This window comes from Variovorax palleresanus, from assembly GCF_051144945.1.
GTDB classification, from domain to species: domain Bacteria; phylum Pseudomonadota; class Gammaproteobacteria; order Burkholderiales; family Burkholderiaceae_C; genus Variovorax; species Variovorax paradoxus_S.
On record NZ_JBJNVP010000002.1, the window covers coordinates 3,093,213 to 3,118,328 of the forward strand.

The following is a 25,116-nucleotide window of genomic DNA, read 5'->3' on the forward strand; positions in this document are numbered from 1 at the left end:
ACCGTCATGAACCCCAGCTACAAACCCAGCGACGTCGAGTCCGCTGCCCAGGCGCAATGGAGCGCCGCCGATGCCTACCGCGTCACCGAGGACGCGAGCCGCAAGAAGTACTACGCCTGCTCGATGCTGCCGTACCCCAGCGGCAAGCTGCACATGGGCCATGTGCGCAACTACACCATCAACGACATGCTCACGCGCTACCTGCGCATGAGCGGCTACAACGTGCTGATGCCCATGGGCTGGGACGCCTTCGGCCTGCCGGCCGAGAACGCGGCGCTCAAGAACGGCGTGCCGCCGGCCAAGTGGACCTACGAGAACATCGACTACATGCGCGGCCAGCTCCAGGCCATGGGCCTGGCCATCGACTGGAGCCGCGAGATCGCCACCTGCGATCCGAGCTACTACAAGTGGAACCAGTGGTTGTTCCTGAAGATGCTCGAAAAGGGCATTGCCTACCGCAAGACCCAGGTCGTCAACTGGGACCCGGTCGACCAGACCGTGCTGGCCAACGAGCAGGTCATCGACGGCAAGGGCTGGCGCACCGGTGCCACGGTCGAGCGCCGCGAGATCCCGGGCTACTACCTGAAGATCAGCGACTACGCCGAGGAACTGCTCGAGCACACCCAGCACAAGCTGCCGGGCTGGCCCGAGCGCGTCAAGCTGATGCAGGAGAACTGGATCGGCAAGAGCGAGGGCGTGCGCTTCGCCTTCACGCATGACATCAAGGATGCGAGCGGCAAGCTGATCCAGGATGGCCGCATGTACGTGTTCACCACGCGCGCCGACACCATCATGGGGGTCACCTTCTGCGCCGTGGCGCCCGAGCATCCGCTGGCCGTGCACGCCGCCACGCTCGATCCCAAGGTCGCGGCCTTCATCGAGGAATGCAAGGCCGGCGGCACCACCGAGGCCGAGCTCGCCACGCAGGAGAAGAAGGGCGTGCCCACGGGCCTGACCGTGACGCATCCGATCACCGACGAGCAGGTGCCGGTGTGGGTCGGCAACTACGTGCTCATCAACTACGGCGACGGCGCCGTGATGGGCGTGCCCGCGCACGACGAGCGCGACTTCGCCTTTGCCAACAAGTACCGCATCGAGATCATCCAGGTGGTGCTGGTCGACGACGAGCCGCACTTCGACTATCACAAGTGGCAGGACTGGTACGGCGACAAGCAGCGCGGCGTGACCATCAATTCCGACAACTTCAGCGGCATGACCTACAAGGAAGCCGTGACCGCCGTGGCGCATGCACTGAGCCAGAGGGGCCTGGGCGAAATGCAGACCACCTGGCGCCTGCGCGACTGGGGCGTGAGCCGCCAGCGCTACTGGGGCACGCCGATCCCGATCATCCATTGCGACGAGCACGGCGCGGTGCCGGTCCCCGAGAAGGACCTGCCCGTGGTGCTGCCGACCGACTGCGTGCCCGACGGCTCCGGCAACCCGCTCGCCAAGCACGAAGGCTTCCACGCCGGCGTGGTGTGCCCGGTCTGCGGCAAGGCCGCGCGGCGCGAGACCGACACGATGGACACCTTCGTCGATTCGTCGTGGTACTTCATGCGCTACTGCGACCCGAAGAACGACCAGGCCATGGTCGCCGAGGGTGCCGATTACTGGATGCCGATGGACCAGTACATCGGCGGCATCGAGCACGCGATTCTTCACCTGCTGTATGCGCGCTTCTGGACCAAGGTGATGCGCGACCTGGGCCTCGTGAAGGTCGACGAGCCTTTCAGCAAGCTGCTCACGCAGGGCATGGTGCTGAACCACATCTACTACCACCGCGACGAGAAGGGTGGCAAGAACTACCACCCGCCGCTGGAGGTCACTCCCGTGCTGGACGCGCAGGGCCGCATCGTCGGCGGCACCACCGCCGACGGCACCAAGGTCGAGTACGGCGGTGTCGGCAAGATGGGCAAGAGCGAGCGCAACGGCGTCGACCCGCAGGACCTGATCGAAAAGTACGGCGCCGACACCGCGCGCCTGTACACCATGTTCACCGCGCCGCCCGAAGCCACGCTCGAGTGGAACGACGCGGCCGTCGAAGGCAGCTACCGGTTCCTGCGCCGGGTCTGGAACTTCGGCGTGGCGCAGTCCGACGTGCAGCCCGCGGCAGTGAAGGGCAAGGCCTTCGGCAAGGCCGCCCAGGCGCTGCGCCGCGAAGTGCACACCCTGCTGCGCCAGGTCGACTACGACTACCAGCGCATGCAATACAACACCGTGGTGTCGGGCGCGATGAAGCTGCTCAACGCGCTCGAAGGCTTCAAGCCGGACGGCAGCCCTGCCGATGCGGCCGCGCTGCGCGAAGGTTTCGGCATCCTGCTGCGCTGCCTCTACCCGGCCACGCCGCACATCGCCTGCCAGCTCTGGCAACAGCTCGGCTACGACAAGGAGCTGGGCGATCTGCTCGACGCACCCTGGCCGGTGGTGGACGTCGGTGCGCTCGAACAGGACGAGATCGAACTCATGCTCCAGGTCAACGGCAAGCTGCGCGGCGCGCTGCGCGTGCCGGCCGGCGCCTCCAAGGCCGAGATCGAGGAACTCGCGCTTTCGTGCGACGACTTCGTCAAGTTCGCCGAAGGTGCGTCGCCCAAGCGCGTCATCGTGGTTCCCGGACGCCTGGTCAACGTGGTCATTTGAACGATAGAAGCATGAACAATCGCATCGCCTCGCTGCCGCGCCGCGGCTTTTTCCTGGGTCTCGCCGCGGCGGGCGCCAGCCTCGGCCTGGCCGGCTGCGGGTTCGAACTGCGCAAGGCGCCGGTGTTCGCGTTCAAGACGCTGTCGCTGTCGGGCAATTCGGAGCTGATCAACCGGGTGCGGCGCGAAATGCGGGCCGCGGGCACCGTCACGCTGGTGCCGGCCACCGAGGCGCAGACCGCCGACGCGATCCTCGAGATCCTGGGCGAGAACCGCGACCGCATCGTGATCTCGACCAATTCGGCGGGCCTGCTGCGCGAGTTGCAGCTGCAATTGCGCGTTCGCTTCAGCCTGCGCACGCCGGGCGGCAAGGTTCTGCTGGCGCCCACCGAGGTTTCGCAGACGCGCGACCTGAGCTTCAACGAAACCAATGCGCTCGCCAAGGAAGGCGAGGCCGAGCTGCTGTACCGCGACATGCAGGCCGACATCGCGCAGCAGCTGATGCGCCGCCTGGCGGCCGTCAAGGAAATCTAGGCCGAGGCCTCTGCCCTGCGATGCAACTTGCCAGCGCCCAACTGGGCTCCCATCTGCAGAAGGGGCTGAAGTCCCTCTACACGATCCACGGCGACGAGCCGCTGCTCGCGCAAGAGGCGGCGGACGCCATCCGTGCCGCGGCGCGCGTGCAGGGCTACACGGAGCGCAGCTCGTACACCGTGGCCGGCGCGCACTTCGACTGGAGCGCGGTGCTCGCGGCCGGCGGCTCGCTTTCGCTCTTTGCCGACAAGCAGATCGTCGAGATACGAATTCCCTCGGGCAAGCCCGGCAAGGACGGCAGCACGGCGCTGCAGCAGTTGGCCGAGGCGGCACAGGGCAACGACAGCACGCTTACCTTGGTGATGCTGCCGCGGCTGGACAAGGCCACGCGCACCGGCGCCTGGTTTTCGGCGCTCGAGAACAACGGCGCGACCCTGCAGGTCGACCCGATCGAACGCGCAGCCTTGCCGCAATGGATCGCGCAGCGCCTGGGCTTGCAGGGCCAGCGCGTGATGCCGGGCGACGAGGGGCAGCGCACGCTGCAGTTCTTTGCCGACCGCGTCGAGGGCAACCTGCTGGCCGCGCACCAGGAAATCCAGAAGCTCGCCTTGCTGCACCCCGCGGGCGAGCTGAGCTGGGAGCAGGTCGAAGGCGCGGTCAACAACGTGGCCCGCTACGACGTGTTCAAGCTCTCGGAGGCCGTCCTGGCCGGCAATCCGCAGCGGGTGGCGCGCATGCTCGACGGCCTGCAGGCCGAGGGCGAGGCCGAGGTGCTGGTGCACTACACGCTGGCCGAGGACATCCGCGCGCTCAAGCGCGTGAAAGATGCCATGGCCTCGGGCCGGCCGCTCCCCATGGCGCTGCGCGAAAACCGCATCTGGGGTCCGCGCGAGCGCGCCTTCGAACGCGTGCTGCCGCGGCTGGACGACCGAATGCTGGCGCGGCTGCTGCGCGCCGCGCATGTGGTGGACGGCATCTGCAAGGGGCTGAAGCAGCCCGACTGGCCCGCGAGCGGCTGGCAGGCTTTGCAGCGATTGGCCTTGATGTTGTGCCGCGCCTGCAGCAGCGGTCCAGCTCCCTCTTCCTCCGGGAGAGGGTTGGGATGAGGGCCGGCGGCCGTCATCACATCGCGCGTTTTCGAGTGCCGCGGCCCTCACCCTAGCCCTCTCCCGGAGGGAGAGGGGACAACACGGCAAGGGTCCAAAGCCCGGGGTTGATCCAAATGCAGGAAAATGCCGGCATGAATGCGTTCAACGTCAGCGAGCACATGCAGGCCCTCGGCCTGCAGGCAAAAGCCGCTGCATTCCTCATGGCCCGTGCGGATGCAGCTACCAAAAACAGAGCATTGAAGGCGCTGGCCCGGCGCCTGCGCGAAGCCGGCCCGGCCTTGGCCGAGGCCAACGAGAAAGACCTGGCGCGCGCCATGGCCGCCGGCCTTTCCGCGCCGATGGTCGACCGCCTGAAACTCACGCCCAAGGTCATCGAGACCGTGGCCCTGGGCTGCGAGCAGCTGGCCGGCATGGCCGACGTGATCGGCGAGATCATCGGCATGAAGCAGCAGCCCAGCGGCATCCGCGTGGGCCAGATGCGCGTGCCGATCGGCGTCTTCGGCATGATCTACGAGAGCCGCCCCAACGTGACCATCGAGGCCGCGAGCCTCGCCATCAAGAGCGGCAACGCAGCCATCCTGCGCGGCGGCTCCGAAGCCATCGAGTCGAACAAGGCGCTGGCGTTGCTGGTGTCCGGGGCGCTGTCCGAAGCCGGCCTGCCGGTGGATGCGGTGCAGCTGGTGCAGACCACCGACCGCGAGGCCGTGGGACGGCTGATCGCCATGCCCGAGTTCGTGGACGTGATCATTCCGCGCGGCGGCAAGGGCCTGATCGAGCGCATCAGCCGCGATGCCAAGGTGCCGGTCATCAAGCACCTCGACGGCAACTGCCATGTCTATGTGGACGACACGGCCGAGTTCGAAATGGCGCTGCGCATCGTCGACAACGCCAAGACGCAGAAATACAGCCCCTGCAATGCGGCCGAAGGCCTCCTGGTGTCGGCCGCGGTGGCGGAAGATTTCCTGCCCCGCATCGCGGCCATCTTCGCGGCCAAGGGCGTGGAAATGCGCTGCGACCCGGTCGCGGCCCGCATCCTGCGCGCCGACGACACCCTCGGTTCGGGCGCAAGAATCATCGACGCGGTCGAGTCCGACTGGTCCGAGGAATACCTTGCCGCCGTGATCAGCATCAAGGTGGTCGAAGGGGTCGACGAGGCCATTGCGCACATCAACCGCTACTCGAGCCACCACACCGACGCCATCGTCACGCGCGACCACGTGCATGCGCAGCGTTTCCTGCGCGAGGTCGATTCGGCCAGCGTCATGGTCAATGCGAGCACCCGCTTCGCGGACGGTTTCGAGTTCGGCCTGGGAGCCGAGATCGGCATCAGCACCGACAAATTTCACGCGCGCGGACCGGTCGGCATCGAAGGGCTGACCTCGCTCAAGTACGTGGTGCTGGGGCAGGGCGAAGTGCGCAGTTGATGCCCGGTGAGCAGGCGGACTGAACCAAGTCCGCTGTACGTAGTCTTGTCATTGGGGCGGCCACCCCCAAATCCTACAATTCCGCTCTACCTTTCAAGTACAAATCCAACAAGGCCGCCGCATGGTTCCGCATCTCGTCACCGCCCTGACCGGCCCGATCAACGAACTGGAGCAGCGGGTACTCGACTCGACGCCCGCCATCGAGCGCTGGTTTCGGCTCGAATGGATGGAGCACACGCCGCCGTTCTACAGCGCGGTCGACATCCGCAACGCCGGCTTCAAGCTGGCGCCGGTCGACACCAATCTGTTCCCCGGCGGCTGGAACAATCTCACCAAGGAGATGCTGCCCCTCGCGGTGCAGGCCGCGCAGGCCGCCATCGAAAAGATCTGTCCGGAAGCGCGCAACCTGCTCGTCATTCCCGAGAACCACTCGAAGAACACCTTCTACCTCGCCAACGTCGCGCAACTGGTGCGCATCTTCCACATGGCGGGACTCAACGTGCGGGTGGGCTCCATCGATCCGGCGATCAAGTCGCCCAAGAAGATCGAGCTGCCCAACGGCGAAACGGTGTGCCTGGAGCCCGTGGTGCGCAGCAAGCGCCGCCTCGGGCTCAAGAATTTCGATCCCTGCACCATCCTGCTCAACAACGAGCTGTCGGCCGGCACGCCGGGCATCCTCGAAGACCTGCACGAGCAATACCTGCTGCCGCCGCTGCATGCGGGCTGGTCGGTGCGCCGCAAGAGCAACCACCTGCACAGCTACGAAGAGCTGTCCAAGCGCTTCGGCAAGCTGCTGGGCATCGATCCCTGGCTGATCAACCCCATTTATGCGCGGGGCGATAGCGTCGATTTCGCCGAAGGCCGCGGCATCGACGTGCTGACCAGCCACGTGGATGCGGTGCTGACCAAGGTCCGGCGCAAGTACAAGGAATACGGCATCAACGAAAAGCCCTTCGTGGTCGTCAAGGGCGACACCGGCGCCGAGGGCCCGGGCGTGATCACGATCCGGGACGCCAAGGAGGTCGAAGCCCTGGTCGGCAAGCCACGCGGCGCTTCGTTGGGCAAGGCTGCTGGTGCGGCCCGGGAACTGCGCGAGCCCGGCGAGGTGATCGTGCAGGAAGGCGTGCTGACCAACGAGCGGGTGCACAACGGCGTGGCCGAGCCGGTGGTCTACATGATGGACCGCTACGTGGTGGGCGGCTTCTACCGCGTGCATGCCGAGCGCAACCCCGACGAGAACCTGAAGTCTCCGGGCGCGAGCTTCGTGCCGCTGGCTTTTTCCGAGAGTGCGCACTTGCCGCAGCCCGGCGCCAAGCCCGGCGCGAGCGCGCCGAACCGCTTCTACATGTATGGCGTGGTGGGCCGCCTGGCCATGGTTGCGGCGAGTTACGAGATGGAAGCCACCGATCCGGACGCCGAAATCTACGAATGATTTTCCGGGGCGGCTTGCGGCGGCGGCGGTCGGCGGCAAAATAGCGGCCCCACAGCAAAGGAAACAAAAGGGCGGAAGGGATGTGCGCGGCGACTGGAAATTGATTCCACCGCTGCTGCGTCTCGGTGCGTGTGACCTCCGGTTACGCGCTTGCAGCCTGCCCTTTTTCCCATCGACTTCGTGTCACCTCCCAAATCTTCTTCCGCCGCCGCCTTGATCATCGGCACCATCGGTGTCGTCTATGGCGACATCGGCACCAGCGTGTTGTATGCAGTCAAGGAAGTGTTCGGCCACGGCCACCTGCCTTTCACTGTCGAAAACGTCTACGGCATCCTGTCGATGTTCTTCTGGACGCTCACCGTCATCGTGTCGATCAAGTACGTGGTGCTGGTGCTGCGGGCCGACAACGAAGGCGAGGGCGGCCTGGTCGCCATGCTGGCGCTGGCTTCGCGCGCGGTGGCCGACAAGCCAAGGCTGCGCAACGTGCTGCTGCTGGTGGGCATCTTCGGCACCTCGCTCTTCTATGGCGACGGCGTCATCACGCCGGCCATCTCGGTGCTTTCCGCCGTCGAGGGTCTCGAAGTGGTGTCCCCCCACTTCAAGCACTATGTGCTGCCAGTCACGCTGGTGGTGCTGTTCTGCCTCTTCGTGGTGCAAAAGCGCGGCACGGCGGGCATCGGCAAGTTCTTCGGCCCAATCACGCTGGTGTGGTTCCTCGTCATCGCGGTGCTCGGCGTGTCGCAGATCATCCACCATCCCGAGATCCTCAAGTCGCTGAATCCCTGGTTCGCGCTGAAGTTCATGTGGGACAACCCGGGCACGGCCTTCATCCTGCTGGGCGCCACGGTGCTGTGCGTGACGGGTGCCGAGGCGCTCTATGCCGACCTCGGCCACTTCGGCAAGCGGCCGATCCGCGTGGCGTGGTTCACGGTCGTGATGCCGGCGCTCACGCTCAACTACTTCGGCCAGGGCGCACTGCTGCTCGAGAACCCCGAGGCCGTGAAGAACCCCTTCTTCATGATGGCGCCCGAATGGGCGCTCATCCCGCTGGTGCTGCTGGCCACGGCGGCCACGGTCATTGCCTCCCAGGCGCTGATCACCGGTGCCTTCAGCGTCACGCGCCAGGTCATCCAGTTGGGCTACCTCCCGCGCCTGAACATCGAGCACACCAGCGTGCGCACGGCGGGCCAGATCTACATTCCGCTGGTCAACTGGGGGCTGTTCGTCGCCATCGTGCTCGCGGTCGTCATGTTCCGTTCGTCGAGCAGCCTGGCCGCCGCGTACGGCATTGCGGTGACCACCGACATGCTCATCACCACGGTGCTGACCTTCTTCGTGATCCGCTACGCCTGGAAGCTGCCGCTGGCGCTGTGCATTGCATCGACCGCGGTCTTCTTCGTGGTCGACTTCCTGTTCTTTGCATCGAACCTGCTCAAGCTGTTCGAGGGCGGCTGGTTCCCGCTGGTGATCGGCGGCGCGGTGTTCACGCTCATGATCACCTGGAAGGAAGGCCGGCGCCTGATGGGCGAGGTGCAGCGCGCCGATGCCATCGAGCTGCAGGCCTTCCTCGACTCGGTGTTCGAGAACCCGCCCGCGCGCGTCGACGGCACCGCGGTGTTTCTCACCGCCGAACCCGGCGTGGTGCCCAACGCGCTGCTGCACAACCTGAAGCACAACAAGGTGCTGCACGAGCAGAACCTGTTCGTCACGGTGCGCAACCACGAAGTGCCCTGGATCCCGATGAACAAGCGCATCGAGATCGACGCCCTAGGCCACCATTGCTGGCAGGTCATCGTGCACTACGGTTTCAAGAACGACATCGACCTGCCGCGTGCGCTCGACAACGCGCGCATGCGCGGCTGCCAGCTGGAGCCGATGACGACGAGCTACTTCCTCTCGCGCGACGTCGTCATTCCCACGCTGGGCAGCGGCATGGCGCCGTGGCGCGAAAAGCTGTTCGCGCAGATGCATCACAACGCGAGCGGCGCGGCGGCATTCCTCGGGTTGCCGAACAACGCCGTGGTCGAGCTCGGGTCGAAGATCGAGATCTGAGGGACTGCGCGGCCGCTGTGTTCACGCGCGCCGCCTTCCTCATGCAAAGTCCGCGGGCCGATCCGCCGCCAGCTGCTGCATGTGCGATGCAATGGCGCCCGGCGTGGTGACCCAGATGTCGCCGCGGTCGCGGGCACGCGCGATGTGCGCGAGCGCCGTGCGCAGATGGCGCAGCCGGTAAGGCTGGCCCACGATGTAGGGATGCAGCGCGAGCCCCATCACCAGCGGCTGCGCGCGTGATTGCTCGCGCATCTCGTCGAAGTTGTCGACGACCATCGCGGCGAAGTCCTTTGCATCCATCGAGCGGCCCATGATCATCGGGATGTCGTTGAGCTCCTGCGGATAGGGCACCGACCATATCGAGCCGCCGCCCCGTGTGCGCATGCGCACCGGCTGGTCGTCATGGCACCAGTTGAGCGTGTAGCCATAGCCGGTTTCGGCCAGCAGGTCGGGCGTGACCGCGCTTTCCGATATCCACGGCGACAACCATCCGGCAGGTGCCTTGCCGCTCTCCTGCTGCATGCGTTCGCGGCAACGCAGCAGCAGTGCGCGCTCTTGCGTTTCGTCCCATGCGCCCTGGCGCTCCGCGTTGCTGTGGCCGTGGCCGATCAGTTCGTCGCCGCGCGCGACGAAGGCCCGCACCACCTCCGGACAATGGTCGTACAGCGCGGTGTTGATGAGCGCGCCCGTCGGCAGTGCCAGCGCATCGAACAGTTCGAGGCAGCGCCACGCGCCTACGCGGTTGCCGTATTCGCGCCAGCCGTGGTTCAGCACGTCGGGCTCTGGCGAGGCCGGGCCGATGCATGCGCCCAAGCCGTCGCCGAACGCGAAATGCTCGATGTTGAAGCCCAGGTACACGGCCAGGCGCGCGCCGTTGGGCCACGCATAGTCGGGCCGCCGTGTGATGGGGCTGTAGTCGAAGCGGCCGTGCGCGGGCAGCAGGTTGGGCCAGCGTGCCGTCATGTGCCGTGCCTCACAGTACCGCGAGCCCGGCGCGCACCAGCAGCCATTCGGCGCTGTCGTTCCACACGTCCATCTGCACGATGAGCCCGTGGCGCACCACGTAGCGGTCGACATAGCGATTGCCCTCGAACGCCGTGCCGTCGGGCCACGCGCCGTAGAGCGTGCCGAGGCTGTAGACCACCGTTTCGTCGGGCGTGCCGCCTGCGACCACTTCGGTGCGTTCGATCTTCTTCTTGACCCAGGCGTAGCGCTTCGCATTGAAGGCCGAGGTGTCGCCGGGCGCATGCATTTCGCGGTTGCCGGTGAAGCGGATGCGGATGCCGGGCGCGGTGTGGCGGGAGGCCGATTGCGGGTCCGGGATCATCACCAGGCGAAGGAATTCGTCGACCACCTCGGCCGGCGTGGAAGGGACGGGCAGTGCATCGAGCGAAGCAAGGGCGGTCATGGGTTCTCCATTTGGAGCCACGGCAGTGCATGGCGGAAGGCATGAGGGGCCAAAGCAAATCCTGCGCCGAATCTCTTCGGCGTTGCGGTCCCGGCGGCCCCGGCACAATCGCCCGATGGCGCACAAAGGCCTCCGCCGGCAAGGGCATCGCCGCTTCCGGCAACATCGCGCCAGACATCAACATGGCGGCCACACCCGGCGCCGGAAAGACTCCCAGATGAAAAACATTCTCTTCGTCGCCGATCCGCTCGACCACTTCAAGATCTACAAGGACACCACGTTCTCGATGATGCGCGAGGCGCAGCGCCGCGGGCACCGCATCGCGGCCTGCCTGCCGGAAGACCTGCAGTGGGTGTCGGGCGGCATGGTAACGGCCAACGTGCAGCAGATCACGCTCACCGGAGACAGCAAGGCCTGGTACCGCGAGGACATCTGCGAATCGAAGGCGCTGAAGGAATTCGACGCGGTGCTGATGCGCAAGGACCCGCCCTTTGACGCCGAGTACATCTACGCCACCCACCTGCTCGAACAGGCCGAGCGCGAAGGCGCGCGCGTGGTCAACAAGCCGCGCTCGCTGCGCGACCACCCCGAGAAGCTCGCGATCATGGAGTTTCCGCAGTTCACCACGCCCACGCTGGTCACGCGCAGCGCCCAGGCCGTGCGCGACTTCCATGCCGAGCACGGCGACATCATTTTGAAGCCGCTCGACGGCATGGGCGGCATGGGCATCTTCCGCGTCCGGCAGGACGGGCTGAACCTCGGCTCCATTGTCGAGACGCTCAACAAGAACGGCGCCGAAACCATCATGGTGCAGCGCTTCGTGCCTGACATCGTGCAGGGCGACAAGCGCATCCTGATCATCGCGGGCGAGCCGGCGCCGTTCGTGCTGGCGCGCATTCCGCAGGGCTCCGAGGTGCGTGGCAACTTGGCGGCCGGCGGCAAGGGCGTGGCGCAGCCGCTCACGCCGCGCAACCGCGAGATCGCGGAAACCGTGGGCCGGGCCCTGGCGCCGCGCGGCCTGCTCCTGATCGGGCTCGACGTGATCGGCGACTCCGTGACCGAGATCAACGTGACCAGCCCGACCTGCTTCCAGGAGATCACCGAACAGACCGGCTTCGACGTGCCGGCCATGTTCATCGATGCGCTGGAGGCGCAGCTGGCCGGCGGCTGAGGCCGGCCCGGTTCAGAACGGCGCCCGCTGTCCGTCCACGAACACGTGCAGTTCGCCGGGCGCGAACGCGGTCCAGTGCTCGTTGGTGGTGAGCGGCGCGGTCACCACCACCGCCACGCGGTCATTGGGCGTGGTGTGCTTGGCAAAGTCGATCTCCAGGTCTTCGTCCGACAGCTGCGCCGTCACGAACGGATGGCGGCGCTCCACGTACCAGAGGTGGGTCGAAGCGTGGGCCCAGAGCGCCTGGCCGTTCGACAGCATGAAGTTGAAGGTGCCGTGTCCCGCAAGCTGCGGCGCCAGTTCGCGCAGCGTGAGCGTGAGCTCCTCGATGCTCGGCACGCCTGCGTGCGACTTGGCCAGTTCCTGCATCAGCCAGCAGAAGGCGTGCTCGCTGTCGGTGTTGCCCACCGGGTGGAAGTTGCCGTGCAGGCGCGGCCTGAAGTCCTTCAGGTCGCCGTTGTGCGCAAACACCCAGTAGCGGCCCCACAGCTCGCGCACGAAGGGGTGGCAGTTCTGCAGGTTGATGGCGCCCTGTGTCGCCTTGCGGATGTGCGCAATGACGTTGCGGCTCTGGATGGGGTAGCGCCGGATCAGCTCGGCCACCGGCGACTCGCTCGCCGGCATGTGATCCACGAAGTGGCGCAGCCCCCGGTCCTCGAAAAACGCGATGCCCCAGCCGTCGGCGTGGTGGTCGGTGCGGCCCCCGCGCTGGGCGAAGCCCGTAAAGCTGAAGGTCACGTCCGTGGGCGTGTTGCAGTTCATTCCAAGCAGTTGGCACATGGCGCTATTAAAGCGCGTGTGCCAGCCGCCGGGCGAACCCGCCCGCCCGTTCAGCGCACGAATCGGCCTTCGGGCGTGACGCGCACCATTTCGATGAAGCGCGAGCCGGTGGTGGCGCCGGTCGAAAAGTCGATGTCCATGCCGGCCAGGCGCAGCTTGAACGCGCGCAGCGTCGCGTGCAGGCGCGCGCGCGTCAGGTCGCGCCCGGTGCGCTTGAGCGCCTCGATCATCACCAGGCCGTTCAGATAGCCCTCGAAGCTGCCGTAGCCCACCGGCACCTGGGCGCGTTCGGCCAGCCGGCGGTAGTCGCGCGTCACCGTTTCGACTTCGCCCCAGGGGTACGGCATGACCTGCGAGATGGCCAGCCCGCTGGCCTGCAGTTGCACCACCTTGGCCGTGATCTCGCCCGGGACGACCGACATGCCATAGAACATCGGCTTGCTGCCGGCCTCGTAGGTGGACTTGATCACCTCGCCGGCCACCGTGCCGGCCAGGTACATCAGCACGGCCTGCGGACGGCTGTCCGCCAGTGCCTTGCCTGCGGCGGCGGAGGTCGAGCCGTCGCCCTTGACCGATACCACCGCCGTCGGAGTCTGCTTGTGCGTGGCCATGGCCGCCTCGATCAGCTTCACAGCCTCGACGCCGCCGGGATTGTCCAGGTGGGCAATCGCGATCTTGTTCACGCCGATGGTGATCAGGTGCTCGACCAGCGCCTGCGCCTCGCGTGCATTGCTGGCGCGCACGAAGTACGCCGAGCCCGCCACGCGTTCGCGGGCGCTGTCGCCCACGCCATAGCCGCCGACGCTGGGGGCGCCGCTTTGCTGCAGCAGCTTGGATGCGGCGGCTGTGGTGCCTGAGCCCACGCAGCCGAAGAACGCGAACACCTTGTGGTCGCTCAGCAGCTTGCCGTAGTTCTCCAGCGCTTTCTCGGGTTTCAGTTCGTCGTCCAGCGCGATCAGCTTGATCTTGCGTCCGCCCACGCCGCCCTGTTCGTTGATGGCGTCGAAGGCCAGCGCCGCGCCGTTGTGCACCACCTTGATCTGCGAGCCGAGCGGGCCGCTCAGGACGGCCGAGCTACCGAGCAGGATCTCGCTGTCGCTCACGCCAACTTCGGCGGCTTGTGCGGATGACAGACGAGCCAGGCCCGCGGCGAAAACCGCCGTGGAGGCGACAAAACTTCTGCGTTGCATGAGTAGCCCATTCCATCATTAACTAACAACATTAACAATTAGAAACGATGGATGCTTAGGTATTACATTGGGAGTAACCCTAGCTGTTTGGTCGGCGCAACTGCCACGCAGCGCAAATGGCCAGCGCGCACAGCGCGGCCAGCATCAGAAACACCTCGTCGAAGGCCGCCAGCCGCGCGGGGCTGGTTGCGGCATTGGCCAGCGAATCGCCATGCGCTGCCAGGCGCCACTCGAGCACGATGGCGCACAGGCTCACGCCGGCCGCGCCGCCCAGCATGCGCAGGAAGTTGATCGCGCTGGCGCCCTGCGGAATCAGCGGCTTGGCCAGCGGCCGCATCGAGCCGAGGTTGAGCGAAGGCAGGATGAAGCCGAGCCCGATGCGCCCGATGATGGCAAACGCCACCAGCAGCCAGAGCGCGCTGTCGAGCCGGAGCACCATCATCAGCGCGAAGGAGGCCGCCAGCAGCGCCAGCCCGATGCTCACCAGCAGCCACGTCGGCTGCCGGTCGGCCAGCCGGCCCACGCCGGCAATGGTCACGGCCAGCACGATGCCCGCCGGCAGCAGGATGGTGCCCACGTGCGAGGCCGACAGCTGCAGCCCGACCTGCATGTACACGGGCAAGAGGTAGGTCGAGCCGAACAGCGCCGTGCCGTAGATGAAGGCGACCACGCTGCCCATGGCGAACTGCCGATACTGGAAGAGCCCCAGGTTCATCAGCGGTTCGCCGCCGCCGGCCGCGATCCGGCGCTGCCACCAGACGAAGCCGGCAAAAGCCAGCACCGCGCCGGCCAGCAGCAGGCCGGCCTGCAGCGGCGAATCGCCGCGCAGCTCGACCAGCCCGTTCAGCAAGCAGAGCGTGCCCACGGTGCCCAGCGCCAGGCCGCGCCAGTCGAGCCCGCTGCCGCGCGTGGCAGCCACACCGCCGGGCGCCGTGGTGGGCACGAACTTGTAGGCCAGCCACAGCGAGGCCAGGCAGAAGGGCACCACCATGAAGAAGATCGAGCGCCAGCCGAACAGGTCGACCAGCACGCCGCCGATGCTGGGGCCGATGGCCGGCGCCAGCACCACGCCCATGCCGAAGATGCCGCTGGCGCGCCCCTGCTCATGGGGCTCGAAGGCGCGCAGGATGATGATGGCGGGAATGGGCTGCACCACGCCCGCCGCCAGCCCTTCGGCCACGCGCGCCAGTAGCACCAGCGAGAAGTCGTTGGCCACGCCGCCCGCAATGCCGCCCGCGAGCAGAAGCGCCATGGTGCCCGAGTAAGTGCGCCGGTAGCCGTAGCGCGACAGCAGCCAGGGCGTGGTCAGCATCGAGACTGTCATGGCCACCATGAAGCCCGAGCTCACCCATTGCGCCCGCTCCTGGCCGAGCGAGAAGTGGTGGCTCATGCCCGGGATCGCCACGTTGACGATGGTCGAGGACATGATCGACGCCATCACCCCCACCATGACCGAAAGCAGCAGGTACCAGCGGTAGCGCGGGCCGTAGCGTTCGCGCATCGTTCCAAGGGTGGGCGGGGCCGGCGGTGCGGCTTCTGGCGGGGGATTGGGGGTCATGAGACGGCGGCCCGGCCTGGATGCGGGTCCGTCGTCCTACAAGCATATCGGTCTTTGCGCGGCGAGGCATGCGCCCGGCCGCTCCACAATGCATGCGCTGTCCCGCCTTGCCCCTCAGAACAACGACATGAACCCTCGACCCGGCGCTCCAGCCAATGCCTCCGATCCGGTCGCGGCGCCCAACCTCGCGTCCGAGCTTGCGGCGCCGACCGTCAGCCGCGCCTACCGCTGCCAGTGCGGGCGTCCGGTGTTCCTGCGCAACAGCCAGTGCCTGGCCTGCCACACGCCGCTCGGGTATGTGATCGACCGGCTCGGCGTGGTGCCGTTGTCGCCGGTCCAGGGCGAGGCCGAAGCCCGAACGGAGGGCGAGGGCGAGGGGGAGAGCGAGAGCGAAGGCCAAGCCGTCGAGCCCGACACCTTCACCGTGTTCGGCAATCCGGACGGCAAGAGATACCGCCGCTGCGCCAACCTCCTGACCGCCGCCAGCTGCAACTGGATGGTGCCGGCCCCGCGCGAAGGCGACGACCCTGCCTTCAACACCGACGGGCTCGCGCCCGGCTTTTGCCTGTCCTGCAGCGTCACCCGCACCATTCCCGATCTGTCGGTGGAACGGAACGGCGAACTCTGGCGCAAGCTCGAGCACGCGAAGCGCAGGCTCATCTCGCAGTTGCTGGCGCTCGGGCTGCCAGTGGTCAGCCGCCACGCCGATCCGGTGCACGGCCTGGCGTTCGACTTTCTCGGCAACATGCCGGGCGCCCCGCATGTGATGACGGGGCATGAACACGGCGTGATCACCCTCAACGCCGAAGAGGCCGAAGACGCGGTGCGCGAACGCATCCGGGCCGAGATGCGCGAGCCCTACCGCACGCTGCTCGGCCATTTCCGCCATGAGATCGGACACTACTACTGGGACTTGCTGGTGCAGCCCACGCCTTGGCTCGAGGAGTTTCGCGCGCTCTTCGGCGACGAGCGGGCCGACTACACCGCGGCACTGCAGACGCACTATGAACAGGGCCCCCCAACCGACTGGTTCAACCGCTTCGTGAGCAGCTACGCGAGCATGCATCCGTGGGAAGACTGGGCCGAAACCTGGGCCCATTACCTGCACATGGCCGACACCACCGACACGGCCATGAGCTTTGGCGTGGACGCCACCAACGTGGAGCTCGCGAGCGACCTGTTCTCCACCGACGACCTATGGCAGCCCGAGCACCCCGGCGCGACCAAGTTCCTGGACTTTCTCAACGGCTGGGTGCTGCTCACCAACGTGCTCAACGAACTCTCACGCAGCATGGGGCAGCCCGACTACTACCCCTTCGTGCTGCCGCGCGCGGCCGTGGGCAAGCTCCAGTTCATCCATTGCGTGGTCACGCAGCAGCGCGACACGACGGTATCGGCCGCGGCCGCTCCGGACGTGCCGCTTCCGCCGCAGCCCGAGCCTCCCGCGCCGGCCGCCGGGCCTGCCCCGGCGCAGGGGCAGTCACAGGCGCAAGGCCAGCAGCAGAACCCCGCTCAGTCCTGAGACGCGGCGGCAGGCGTTCCCGCGGCGCAGCGGGCGCAGATGCAGGCCTTGCCGCGCGATGCTGCCGGCAGCGATGCGAGCGGCGCATTGCGGAAGTCGGTCGCCATGCACCAGCAGGGTGGTTGCGCCTGGCCGGTTTCGCGCGCGACTTCCATGGCGCAGCGGTTTTCTTCGCCGCACAGCGGACAGCGCGTGGCGTCGATGGTGTCCAGGGCGGCTACCGTGCGCATCAGGCGAGCTCGAAAACCGGCAGCTTCTTCGCCACGGCGACGTTGCGCAAGGTGGTGTACACCGGCAGTCCGTTGCGGTAGGCGGGGTAATCCTCGCCCTCGATCAGCGGCAGCAGGTAGAGCCTGCACTTGTCGGTGATGCCCCAGCCGTCGTCCGAGATGAAGTCGCGCGGCATCGGCTTCTCGACGTTGGCCACCGCATCGAGCGGCGCGCTGCCGATGCGGTAGGCATAGGGCGCGTCGGAGGTGCGCTCGATGGTCGGCATCACCGCGTTGCGGCCTTCGAGCGCGAGCTCGACCGCGCGCTGCCCCAACTCGTAGGCCTGCTTCACGTCGGTGGCCGAGGCAATGTGCCGTGCCGCGCGCTGCAGGTAGTCGGCCACCGCCCAATGGAACTTGTGGCCCAGCGCGTCCTTGACCATCTGCGCCACCACGGGCGCGGCGCCGCCGAGCTGCGCATGGCCGAAAGCGTCGCGCGTGCCTTGCTCGGCCAGGAAGGTGCCGTCCGGGTAGTGGCAGCCCTCGGACACCACCACCGAGCAGTAGCCGTGCTGCTTCACCAGCTCATCGACCCGCGCGAGAAAGCGGGCCTTGTCGAATTCGATCTCGGGGAACAGCACCACCACCGGAATGCCGTGGTCCGCCGCCAGCCCGCCCGCCGCGGCAATCCAGCCCGCATGCCGCCCCATCACCTCGAGCACGAACACCTTGGTCGAGGTGGCCGCCATCGAGCGCACGTCGAACGAGGCTTCGAGCGTGGACACCGCCACGTACTTGGCCACCGAGCCGAAGCCGGGGCAGCAGTCGGTCAGCGGCAAATCGTTGTCGATGGTCTTGGGCACGTGGATGGCCTGCAGCGGATAGCCGAGCGACTGCGACAGCTGGCTCACCTTGAAGCAGGTGTCGGCCGAATCGCCGCCGCCGTTGTAGAAGAAGTAGCCGATGCCGTGCGCCTTGAACACCTCGATGAGGCGCTCGTATTCGCGCCGGTTCTTTTCGAGCGACTTGAGCTTGTAGCGGCATGAGCCGAAAGCGCCCGCGGGCGTGGTGCGCAGCGCCGCAATGGCTTCGGCCGGTTCGGCGCCGGTGTCGATCAGGTCTTCGGTCAGCGCGCCGATGATGCCGTTGCGCCCGGCATAGAGCTGGCCGATGCGGTCCGGGTGTTTTCGTGCCGTCTCGATCACGCCGCAGGCGGACGCGTTGATGACCGAGGTGACGCCGCCCGACTGGGCGTAGAAGGCGTTGAGGATGGGCATGCGGCCATTCTCCCGCAGCCCTTCGCCGGGCGCCAGTGCCCCTCGGTTTCAGCGCCCGCCGAGCCCCATCGAGCGCGTGATCACTTCCTTCATGATCTCGTTGGTGCCACCATAGATGCGCTGCACCCGCGCGTCGGCATACGCGCGCGTGATCGGGTATTCCCACATGAAGCCGTAGCCGCCGTGCAGCTGCACGCATTCGTCCATCACCTTGCACTGCAGGTCGGTGGTCCAGTACTTGGCCATGCTGGCAGTGGCGGTATCGAGCTTTTCGGCCATCAGCAGCTCGATGCACTTGTCGACGAACACCTGCGCCACCTGCACCTCGGTCTGCAGCTCGGCCAGCGTGTAGCGCGTGTTCTGGTAGTTGCCCACCGGCTGGCCGAACACCTTGCGGTCCTTCACATAGGCCACGGTCTGGTCGATGGCGGCCTGCGATGCGGCCACCGCGCTGATCGCGATCTGCAGCCGCTCCCACGGCAACTGCTCCATCAGGCAGACGAAGCCGCGGTTCAGCTGCGCGGCATCGCCGAGCAGCGCATCGGCCGGCAGATGCACGTCGTTGAAGAACAGCTCGGAAGTGTCCTGCGCCTTCAGCCCCAGCTTCTTGAGCCGCTTGCCCTTTTCGAAGCCCGGCGTGCCGCGCTCGACCAGGAACAGGCTGGTGCCTTTCGCGCCGGCGGCCGGGTCGGTCTTGGCCACCACGATCACGAGGTCGGCATGCCAGCCGTTGGTGATGAAGGTCTTGCTGCCGTTGAGCAGGTAGCTGCCGTCGGGCTGCTTCAACGCGCTGGTCTTGACCGCCTGCAGGTCGCTGCCCGCGCCGGGCTCGCTCATTGCGATGGCGCCGACCATCTCGCCGCTCGCGAGCCTGGGCAGATGGCGCTGCTTCTGTTCCTCGGTGCCGTAGCGCAGGATGTACGGCGCCACGATCTCGCTGTGCAGCCCGAAGCCGATGCCCGTGAAGCCGCGCGCCCAGAGTTCCTCGAACTGGATCACCGAATAGAGCAGGTCGGCGCCCGCGCCGCCATATTCTTCGGGCAGCGCCATGCAGAGAAAGCCGTTCTCGCCGGCCTTCGACCAGACGGCGCGGTCCACGTAGCCTTGCTCCTCCCACGCCTCGTGGAAGGGCGCGATTTCCTTGTCCATGAAGCGGCGGAAGCTGTCGCGAAAGGCTTCGTGGTCGGCGTCGAAAAGCGTGCGTTGGATCAGGGTCATGGTGCTCAGGCTTTCCGCCGGGCCGCCCCAAGGAAGGCCTGCGCCCCCTCGGGGGGCAGCGAATACACGAAGTGACGAGCGTGGGGGCGCATGTCACCGGCTCTCGAAGACCGGAGGCCGCTTCTGCAGGAACGCGCTCACGCCTTCGCGGAAGCTGGGGCGGTCGATCAGCTCGCGCTGGCGTTCGCTTTCATAGTGCAGCTGTTCCTTCAGCGTGTGGCGTTCGGAGGCCTCGAAGGCTTCGCGCGCTTCCAGCACCGCATGCGCCGGCAGGCGTGCGAGCCGCCCTGCGATCGCGCGTGCTTCGTCGAGCAGCTGCTCGTCGTCGGCGCAGGCCCAGATCAGGCCCCACTGCACCGCGCGTCCCGCGCTCAGGCGCTCGTCGAGCAGCGCCATGCCCATGGCGCGCGCCCTGCCGGCCCGCCGCGGAATGGCCCAGGTGCAGCCCAGATCCGGCACGATGCCGAGCTTGGGCAAGAAGGGCAGGTAGAAGTAGGCGCTGCGCGCGGCAATCGTCACGTCGGCCGCAAGCGCCAGGCCCACCCCCGCGCCGGCTGCGGCGCCGTTGACCGCGGCCACCACGGGCACGGGCAGCGTGCGCAGGGTTTCGATCAGCGGGTTGCTGAGCGACTGCATCCACTCCGCCGTCTGCGTGCCGAGCGACTTGCCTTCGTCTGCGGGCGCCATCGCACTCAGATCGGCGCCCACGCAAAAGGCCTTGCCGGCGCCGGTCAGGATCACGACGCGCACCGCGCGGTCATCGCGGATGCGCTCCAGCGTGTCGCGCAGTTCGATCTGCAGTTCGCGCGCGATCGGGTTCAGCTTGGCCGGCAGGTTCAGCGTGAGCGTGGCGATGCCGTCGGCCAGCTCGTAGAGCACATAAGGCTGTTGTGTGTTCATCAGAGCCTTTCCACGATGGTGACGTTGGCCATGCCGCCGCCTTCGCACATCGTCTGCAGGCCGTAGCGCTTGCCGCGCCGGCCCAGTGCGTGGATCAGCGTGGTCATGAGCTTGGTGCCCGAGGCGCCCAGCGGATGGCCGAGCGCAATGGCGCCGCCGTTCACGTTGAGCCGCGCCGGATCGGCCTCCAGCGCCTCCAGCCACGCGATCGGCACGGGCGCGAAAGCCTCGTTCACTTCATAGAGGTCGATGTCCTGGATGCGCATGCCGGCCTTTTTCAGCGCATGCAGGGTGGCGGGCAGCGGTGCTTCCAGCATGATCACCGGGTCGTGCCCCATCACGCTCATGTGGTGGATGCGCGCGAGCGGCTTCACGCCCAGGGCCTTCAGGCCACGTTCGTTCACCACCAGCACGCCGCTCGCACCGTCGCAGATCTGGCTCGCGGTGGCGGCCGTGCAGCGCCCGCCCTCGGCAATCAGCTTGACGCCCGCGATGCCTTCGAGCGTGGCGTCGAAGCGGATGCCTTCGTCCACCGCGTGCCGTTCGCCGGTGCCCGTGCCATCGGCCGAGAGAATCTCGATCGGCACGATCTCGTCGTCGAAGGCGCCCTCGCGGCTCGCGACGATCGCGCGGCGGTGGCTTTCGAGCGCATAGCGATCGAGCGTTTCTTTCTCGATGCCGTAGTTCCTGGCGATCATCTCGGCGCCCGCGAACTGGCTGAACTCCACGCCCGGGTAGCGCCTCTTCATGGCCGGGCTCATGTAGGTGCCCAGGCCCGCCTTGGCTGGCAGCGCGTTGGGGGTGAACATGGGCACGCGCGTCATGCTTTCGACGCCGCCCGCAATCACCGCGTCCATGCTGCCCGACATCACGGCCTGCGCCGCGAAGTGCAGCGCCTGCTGCGACGAGCCGCATTGCCGGTCGACCGAGGTGCCCGGCACCGATTCGGGCAGCTTCGATGCCAGCACCGCGTTGCGCGCGACGTTGGTCGCCTGCTCGCCCACCTGGCTCACGCAGCCGAGGATCACGTCTTCCACCGCCGCCGGGTCGATGCCGCTCTTCGCCATCAATGCGTCGATCACCTGCGCCGCCAGGTCGGCCGGATGCCAGCCCGCGAGCTTGCCGCCGCGCCGGCCGCCGGCCGTGCGCGCGGCGGCCACGATGTATGCCTCTGCCATGGTCATGTCCTTCTCGATAAGAAAACAGCCGGATCCGCGCTCCCAACGCAAAAAAGCCGCCCATCGGGGCGGCGGCGTTCGGTGCGTGGAAAGTCCATGGCATCGAGGTTCGATGCCGGGGGTCTTCAGGTCAAGCCGGGGACAACCCGAGAGGCCGCAGTCGCCAAGGCGACCGGCGGCCTGCCGGCGCCGGCAGCGGCATGGCCGCGGGCTGCGCGTCCGAGACGGTGATGCACGAAGCCTCCAGCGCGGAGACCAGCACGCGCCGGTGTTCGGTGCCCTCGAAGCGTTCGCCCGGCGCCAGCACGATGTCGCGCGGGTCGCGGTCGAGCGTGACCCAGACCGAGCCGCTGCGGCATTCGATGCCCACGCCGGCGCCGTCGGGCACGGCAAAGATGGAACGGGTCGGCAGGCTGACGTGGAAACGGGAAGAAGGGTTCGGGTGGGTGCTCATGGCAAGCTCCATTGCATTCGTGATACGAATGAATATAGTGAGTTGACCTCCCTCTTACACGCGGTCATTCGGAACTCGTTGCATGCATCCAGAGAATGCGAAAACGCCGACCGGCGAACTTCCGCCGCTCGATCTGCTGCGCAGTTTCGAGGCCGCGGCGCGCCGGCTGAGCTTCACGCTGGCGGCCGGCGAGCTGCACCTCACCCAGTCGGCCGTGAGCCGGCAGATCCAGCAGCTCGAAGCCAGCCTGGGCGTGCTGCTGTTCGAGCGGCGCCACCGCGCGCTGGCGCTCACCGAGGCCGGCGGCGTCATGCAGCGGGCCGTGACCGACAGTCTTGAGCGCCTGCGCGATGCCACGGCGCGGGTGCGTGCCAGTTCCGCGCCGCGGCAGGTGGCGATCACCAGCACGCCGGGCTTCGCCTCGCTCTGGCTCATTCCGAGGCTGGCACGCTTCACCGTCAGCCATCCGCAGGTCGACGTGCGGGTGTCGGCCACGCTGGACGTGCTCGACCTGGAGAGCAGCCGCATCGACCTGGCGGTGCGCTTCGTGCCGATCGGCCGCGGCATCGGTCCGGCGCTGTTCGAGGAATCGGTGATCCCGCTGTGTTCACCGCAACTCGCCGCCTCGCTGCGCGAGCCATCGGATTTTTCGAAGCTCACCTTGCTGACCGTGGAATACCCCGACCACGGCGAGGCCCCCACCGTTGACTGGGAGCCCTGGCTCCGGGTGATGGGGTTGGACGACTTGCGCATGAAGAGCACGCTGCGCTTCACCCAGTACGCCGATGCGGTGGCCGCCGCGGTGGCGGGCCAGGGCGTGGTGATCGGCCGGCTGCCGCTGCTGCGCGAACTGGTGCAGGGCGGGCGGCTCGTGGCGCCGCTTGGCGAAGGCGTGGCCTCGCATCGCGGCTACTTCATCGAAACCTCGCGGCGCGCAGCGGGCAACCGCGATGCGCAGGAGTTCGCGCAGTGGCTGCGCGACGAAGCCGAGGCGGCGCAGCGAACCTGACCAGGCCCGCCGCGCAAAGCCTCCTGCGGGAGAACGTTCAGCCCGGCAGCAGCACCTTGTCGACCACGTGGATCACGCCGTTCGACTGGTAGACATTGGCGATGGTCACCGTCGCCGTGCCGCCCTTGGAATCGCTCATCATCACGTTGCTGCCGCTCATCGTCGCGGTCAGCATGCCGCCGCTCGCGGTCTTCAGCGTGGCCTTGCCACCGCCTGCCTTGATGGCGCTCATGAGGGCCGCACCGTCCATCCTGCCGGGCACCACGTGGTAGGTCAGCACCTTGGTGAGCGTGGGCTTGTTCTCGGGCTTGAGCAGGGTGTCGACCGTGCCGGCCGGCAGCGCGGAAAAGGCCGCATTCGTCGGCGCAAACACGGTGAAGGGACCGGGGCTCTTCAGCGTGCCCACCAGGTCCGCGGCCTTCACCGCGGCGACCAGCGTGGTGTGGTCCTTCGAGTTCACGGCGTTGTCGACGATGTCTTTTGTCGGAAGCATCGCGGCGCCGCCCACCATGGGGTGGGGCGCCGTGGCGTTGCTGCCGCTCATGCCCATGCCGCCCGCGCAAGCGCCGAGCAAGACCGAAACGCCCACTGCAATCACGAGTTTTTTCATTGAAAGGCTCCTGGTAAGAATGTTCTCGAAAGACCTCTGCGGCGACCGCCGACAGTTCGGAAGCGCGATGCGCTCAACACCCATACGGAGCGAATGCGCGATTGGATTCGCGAACGCATCCGCGTCGGCTTTGCGCCACAGCCATTCACGCGCCGCTTGCGCACCGCGCGCGTGCTCGCCAGAATCCGCCCTTCGTTTTTCAGCAACAGTTTTCCATCCGCGCCTGGCGACGACCAACCTCCTGGGCGACAACTGCATTCAATGAACCGTTTTCTGAACACCTGACCCGCACACCGACCGCCCCGGCCGGATGTGCATCCACGCATCCGCCGAGGCCCATCGACAAAGGCCCCGCGCAGCCATTCGCCGGGGCCTTTTTGTTTTTGGAGTGTGCGCACATGAGTGCTCAACGAAAGGCCCGCGACGATCAGAAGCGCCTGGGCCGGTTTTACTTTTCGGTGCCGTCCGCGGCGCCGCGCAATCCTGTGGTGGCCGCGATGGCGCACCGCGAATCGAGCCAGGGCGCAGGGCGCCACCTGCGCACGCACCGCGCGGAGCGGCGTGCGCAGAAGGTCGCATTGCAGAAGGCAGCGCGAAGCCTCGGGCGGGAGGGCTGACCATGCGTGAAGACATGGACAAAGTCATCGTCGAGCGGCCGCGCCGAGGCGGCGGTGTGCAGGGCGACGGGCGCAAGTGGCGCAACAGCAGGGAACGCGGTTCGCACCTGGGCATGACGCAGGGCTATGGCCATCCGAAGTGGCTCAACGAGAACCTCGCACCCCTGAAGCGCTGGCTGCACAAGCAGGTGCACCGGCCGTGGGACAAGGTGTATGCGGAGCTCTGCAGCGGCATCGACCGCCGCAGCACGGTGCAGGCGCACATCTTCGAGCACATCGACGATTTCGTCGCGCGCGACGCTGCGATGCGAGGCTGCGAGGTGTGGGTGAGCGAGTCCCGGTGGGGGCGCGGTGGCCGCGTGCCGCTCGGCGAAGCTGCACGCGTCGAGTTGTTCGTGCACCCGCTCACGGGCATCCTCTTGCCCAACCGGCGGCTGCACGAGGCGCGTGCGGCGCGAAAGGCACGCTACGGCAGCTGGGCCGAGCGGCGGGGTGACACGCCCTACGCGGTCTATCACGTGATCGACGAGGCCACGCAGTGGCACCGCCTGGACGGCTGCTGGTTCGAGGTCACGCTCGCCGCGTTTCCCGAAAGGTCGGGCGGCGCGAAGCCGGAAGAAAAATGCTACGACGTGCTGCGCCGCTGCCTCGTCACGCGCAGTGGCGCAACCCAGCGTCCCGCGCCGGGCCTGCCCACCCACGTCGGCATGTACGGGCGCGGCGACGTGTACGCGGCGGCCAAGCGGCAGCTCGGCCGCCGCGAGGTGCGGGCCCGTCTCGGCGACCGGGCGCTCGAATAAAAAAAAGCCGGGCTGCAGGAGCCCGGCT

24 protein-coding genes are annotated in these 25,116 nt (G+C 67.2%); 12 read left to right on the plus strand and 12 right to left on the minus strand.

Features of this window, described 5'->3' with window-relative positions:
- Positions 1-6 precede the first annotated feature (6 nt).
- The 6 genes from leuS to ACJ7Z0_RS18470 all read left to right on the plus strand — a co-directional run bounded on the left by leuS (position 7) and on the right by ACJ7Z0_RS18470 (position 9,187).
- The gene (gene leuS / locus ACJ7Z0_RS18445) at positions 7-2,637 is read left to right on the plus strand and encodes a leucine--tRNA ligase (RefSeq protein ID WP_434790989.1); all 2,631 of its coding nucleotides are present in this window, start codon (positions 7-9) and stop codon (positions 2,635-2,637) included.
- A gap of 11 nt (positions 2,638-2,648) precedes the next feature.
- Positions 2,649-3,170, plus strand: a complete 522-nt coding sequence (locus ACJ7Z0_RS18450; protein ID WP_434790990.1) for an LPS-assembly lipoprotein LptE — start codon at positions 2,649-2,651, stop codon at positions 3,168-3,170.
- Between the two features lie 20 nt (positions 3,171-3,190).
- Positions 3,191-4,276 carry a DNA polymerase III subunit delta gene (gene holA / locus ACJ7Z0_RS18455; protein ID WP_434790991.1) on the plus strand — a complete coding sequence of 362 codons (1,086 nt, stop codon included), beginning with the start codon at positions 3,191-3,193 and terminating at the stop codon, positions 4,274-4,276.
- 134 nt (positions 4,277-4,410) lie between these two features.
- On the plus strand, positions 4,411-5,703 hold the full coding sequence (locus ACJ7Z0_RS18460; RefSeq protein WP_434790992.1) for a glutamate-5-semialdehyde dehydrogenase: 1,293 nt from the start codon (positions 4,411-4,413) through the stop codon (positions 5,701-5,703).
- Positions 5,704-5,824: 121 nt separating this feature from the next.
- Positions 5,825-7,135 (plus strand): glutamate--cysteine ligase, encoded by a 1,311-nt coding sequence (gshA, locus tag ACJ7Z0_RS18465; protein WP_431125465.1) that lies wholly within the window; start codon positions 5,825-5,827, stop codon positions 7,133-7,135.
- A gap of 180 nt (positions 7,136-7,315) precedes the next feature.
- Complete coding sequence (locus tag ACJ7Z0_RS18470) at positions 7,316-9,187, plus strand: potassium transporter Kup (protein WP_434790993.1); 1,872 nt, start codon at positions 7,316-7,318, stop codon at positions 9,185-9,187.
- A 39-nt stretch (positions 9,188-9,226) separates the two neighbouring features.
- Here the strand turns inward: ACJ7Z0_RS18470 and ACJ7Z0_RS18475 are convergent, their stop codons facing one another.
- Complete coding sequence (locus ACJ7Z0_RS18475) at positions 9,227-10,150, minus strand: polysaccharide deacetylase family protein (protein WP_434790994.1); 924 nt, start codon at positions 10,148-10,150, stop codon at positions 9,227-9,229.
- 10 nt (positions 10,151-10,160) lie between these two features.
- Positions 10,161-10,595, minus strand: coding sequence for a nuclear transport factor 2 family protein (locus ACJ7Z0_RS18480; protein WP_434790995.1), 435 nt, complete (start codon positions 10,593-10,595; stop codon positions 10,161-10,163).
- A 217-nt stretch (positions 10,596-10,812) separates the two neighbouring features.
- Here ACJ7Z0_RS18480 and gshB point away from each other — a divergent pair, with 217 nt between their 5' ends.
- The gene (gshB, locus tag ACJ7Z0_RS18485; protein ID WP_434790996.1) at positions 10,813-11,766 is read left to right on the plus strand and encodes a glutathione synthase; all 954 of its coding nucleotides are present in this window, start codon (positions 10,813-10,815) and stop codon (positions 11,764-11,766) included.
- 12 nt (positions 11,767-11,778) lie between these two features.
- On the opposite strand, the gene ACJ7Z0_RS18490 is transcribed toward gshB, so the two are convergent.
- From ACJ7Z0_RS18490 to ACJ7Z0_RS18500, 3 genes are all read right to left on the minus strand, one after another.
- Positions 11,779-12,546 (minus strand): class II glutamine amidotransferase, encoded by a 768-nt coding sequence (locus ACJ7Z0_RS18490; protein WP_434790997.1) that lies wholly within the window; start codon positions 12,544-12,546, stop codon positions 11,779-11,781.
- Positions 12,547-12,596: 50 nt separating this feature from the next.
- The gene (locus tag ACJ7Z0_RS18495; RefSeq protein ID WP_434790998.1) at positions 12,597-13,736 is read right to left on the minus strand and encodes an ABC transporter substrate-binding protein; all 1,140 of its coding nucleotides are present in this window, start codon (positions 13,734-13,736) and stop codon (positions 12,597-12,599) included.
- Between the two features lie 79 nt (positions 13,737-13,815).
- Complete coding sequence (locus ACJ7Z0_RS18500) at positions 13,816-15,294, minus strand: MFS transporter (protein ID WP_434790999.1); 1,479 nt, start codon at positions 15,292-15,294, stop codon at positions 13,816-13,818.
- A 127-nt stretch (positions 15,295-15,421) separates the two neighbouring features.
- Between ACJ7Z0_RS18500 and ACJ7Z0_RS18505 the strand changes: the two genes are divergently transcribed.
- Positions 15,422-16,816, plus strand: a complete 1,395-nt coding sequence (locus ACJ7Z0_RS18505) for a zinc-binding metallopeptidase family protein (RefSeq protein WP_434791000.1) — start codon at positions 15,422-15,424, stop codon at positions 16,814-16,816.
- Here ACJ7Z0_RS18505 and ACJ7Z0_RS18510 read toward each other — a convergent pair.
- From ACJ7Z0_RS18510 to ACJ7Z0_RS18535, 6 genes are all read right to left on the minus strand, one after another.
- A complete protein-coding gene (locus ACJ7Z0_RS18510; protein WP_434791001.1) occupies positions 16,807-17,046 on the minus strand; it encodes a cysteine-rich CWC family protein in 240 nt (79 codons plus the stop codon). The two genes, ACJ7Z0_RS18505 and ACJ7Z0_RS18510, sit on opposite strands and share 10 nt — an antisense overlap.
- On the minus strand, positions 17,046-18,302 hold the full coding sequence (locus ACJ7Z0_RS18515) for a 6-phosphofructokinase (protein WP_434791002.1): 1,257 nt from the start codon (positions 18,300-18,302) through the stop codon (positions 17,046-17,048). The genes ACJ7Z0_RS18510 and ACJ7Z0_RS18515 overlap by 1 nt, the downstream gene beginning before the upstream one ends.
- A 48-nt stretch (positions 18,303-18,350) precedes the next feature.
- On the minus strand, positions 18,351-19,514 hold the full coding sequence (locus ACJ7Z0_RS18520; protein ID WP_434792686.1) for an acyl-CoA dehydrogenase family protein: 1,164 nt from the start codon (positions 19,512-19,514) through the stop codon (positions 18,351-18,353).
- A gap of 99 nt (positions 19,515-19,613) precedes the next feature.
- A complete protein-coding gene (locus tag ACJ7Z0_RS18525) occupies positions 19,614-20,420 on the minus strand; it encodes an enoyl-CoA hydratase-related protein (RefSeq protein ID WP_434791003.1) in 807 nt (268 codons plus the stop codon).
- The gene (locus ACJ7Z0_RS18530) at positions 20,420-21,598 is read right to left on the minus strand and encodes an acetyl-CoA C-acetyltransferase (protein ID WP_434791004.1); all 1,179 of its coding nucleotides are present in this window, start codon (positions 21,596-21,598) and stop codon (positions 20,420-20,422) included. The genes ACJ7Z0_RS18525 and ACJ7Z0_RS18530 overlap by 1 nt, the downstream gene beginning before the upstream one ends.
- 130 nt (positions 21,599-21,728) lie before the next feature.
- Complete coding sequence (locus ACJ7Z0_RS18535) at positions 21,729-22,052, minus strand: DUF2917 domain-containing protein (protein ID WP_434791005.1); 324 nt, start codon at positions 22,050-22,052, stop codon at positions 21,729-21,731.
- Positions 22,053-22,134: 82 nt separating this feature from the next.
- On the opposite strand from ACJ7Z0_RS18535, the gene ACJ7Z0_RS18540 reads away from it, so the two are divergent.
- A complete protein-coding gene (locus ACJ7Z0_RS18540; RefSeq protein ID WP_434791006.1) occupies positions 22,135-23,061 on the plus strand; it encodes a LysR substrate-binding domain-containing protein in 927 nt (308 codons plus the stop codon).
- 37 nt (positions 23,062-23,098) lie between these two features.
- On the opposite strand, the gene ACJ7Z0_RS18545 is transcribed toward ACJ7Z0_RS18540, so the two are convergent.
- Complete coding sequence (locus tag ACJ7Z0_RS18545; RefSeq protein WP_434791007.1) at positions 23,099-23,671, minus strand: fasciclin domain-containing protein; 573 nt, start codon at positions 23,669-23,671, stop codon at positions 23,099-23,101.
- A gap of 93 nt (positions 23,672-23,764) precedes the next feature.
- On the opposite strand from ACJ7Z0_RS18545, the gene ACJ7Z0_RS18550 reads away from it, so the two are divergent.
- The 3 genes from ACJ7Z0_RS18550 (at position 23,765) to ACJ7Z0_RS18560 (ending at position 25,088) form a co-directional block, all read left to right on the plus strand.
- Positions 23,765-23,956 (plus strand): hypothetical protein, encoded by a 192-nt coding sequence (locus tag ACJ7Z0_RS18550; RefSeq protein WP_434791008.1) that lies wholly within the window; start codon positions 23,765-23,767, stop codon positions 23,954-23,956.
- 113 nt (positions 23,957-24,069) lie between these two features.
- Positions 24,070-24,288: a hypothetical protein gene (locus ACJ7Z0_RS18555; RefSeq protein WP_434791009.1), complete on the plus strand. Its 219-nt coding sequence runs from the start codon at positions 24,070-24,072 to the stop codon at positions 24,286-24,288.
- 2 nt (positions 24,289-24,290) lie between these two features.
- The gene (locus ACJ7Z0_RS18560; protein WP_434791010.1) at positions 24,291-25,088 is read left to right on the plus strand and encodes a hypothetical protein; all 798 of its coding nucleotides are present in this window, start codon (positions 24,291-24,293) and stop codon (positions 25,086-25,088) included.
- Positions 25,089-25,116 lie beyond the last annotated feature (28 nt).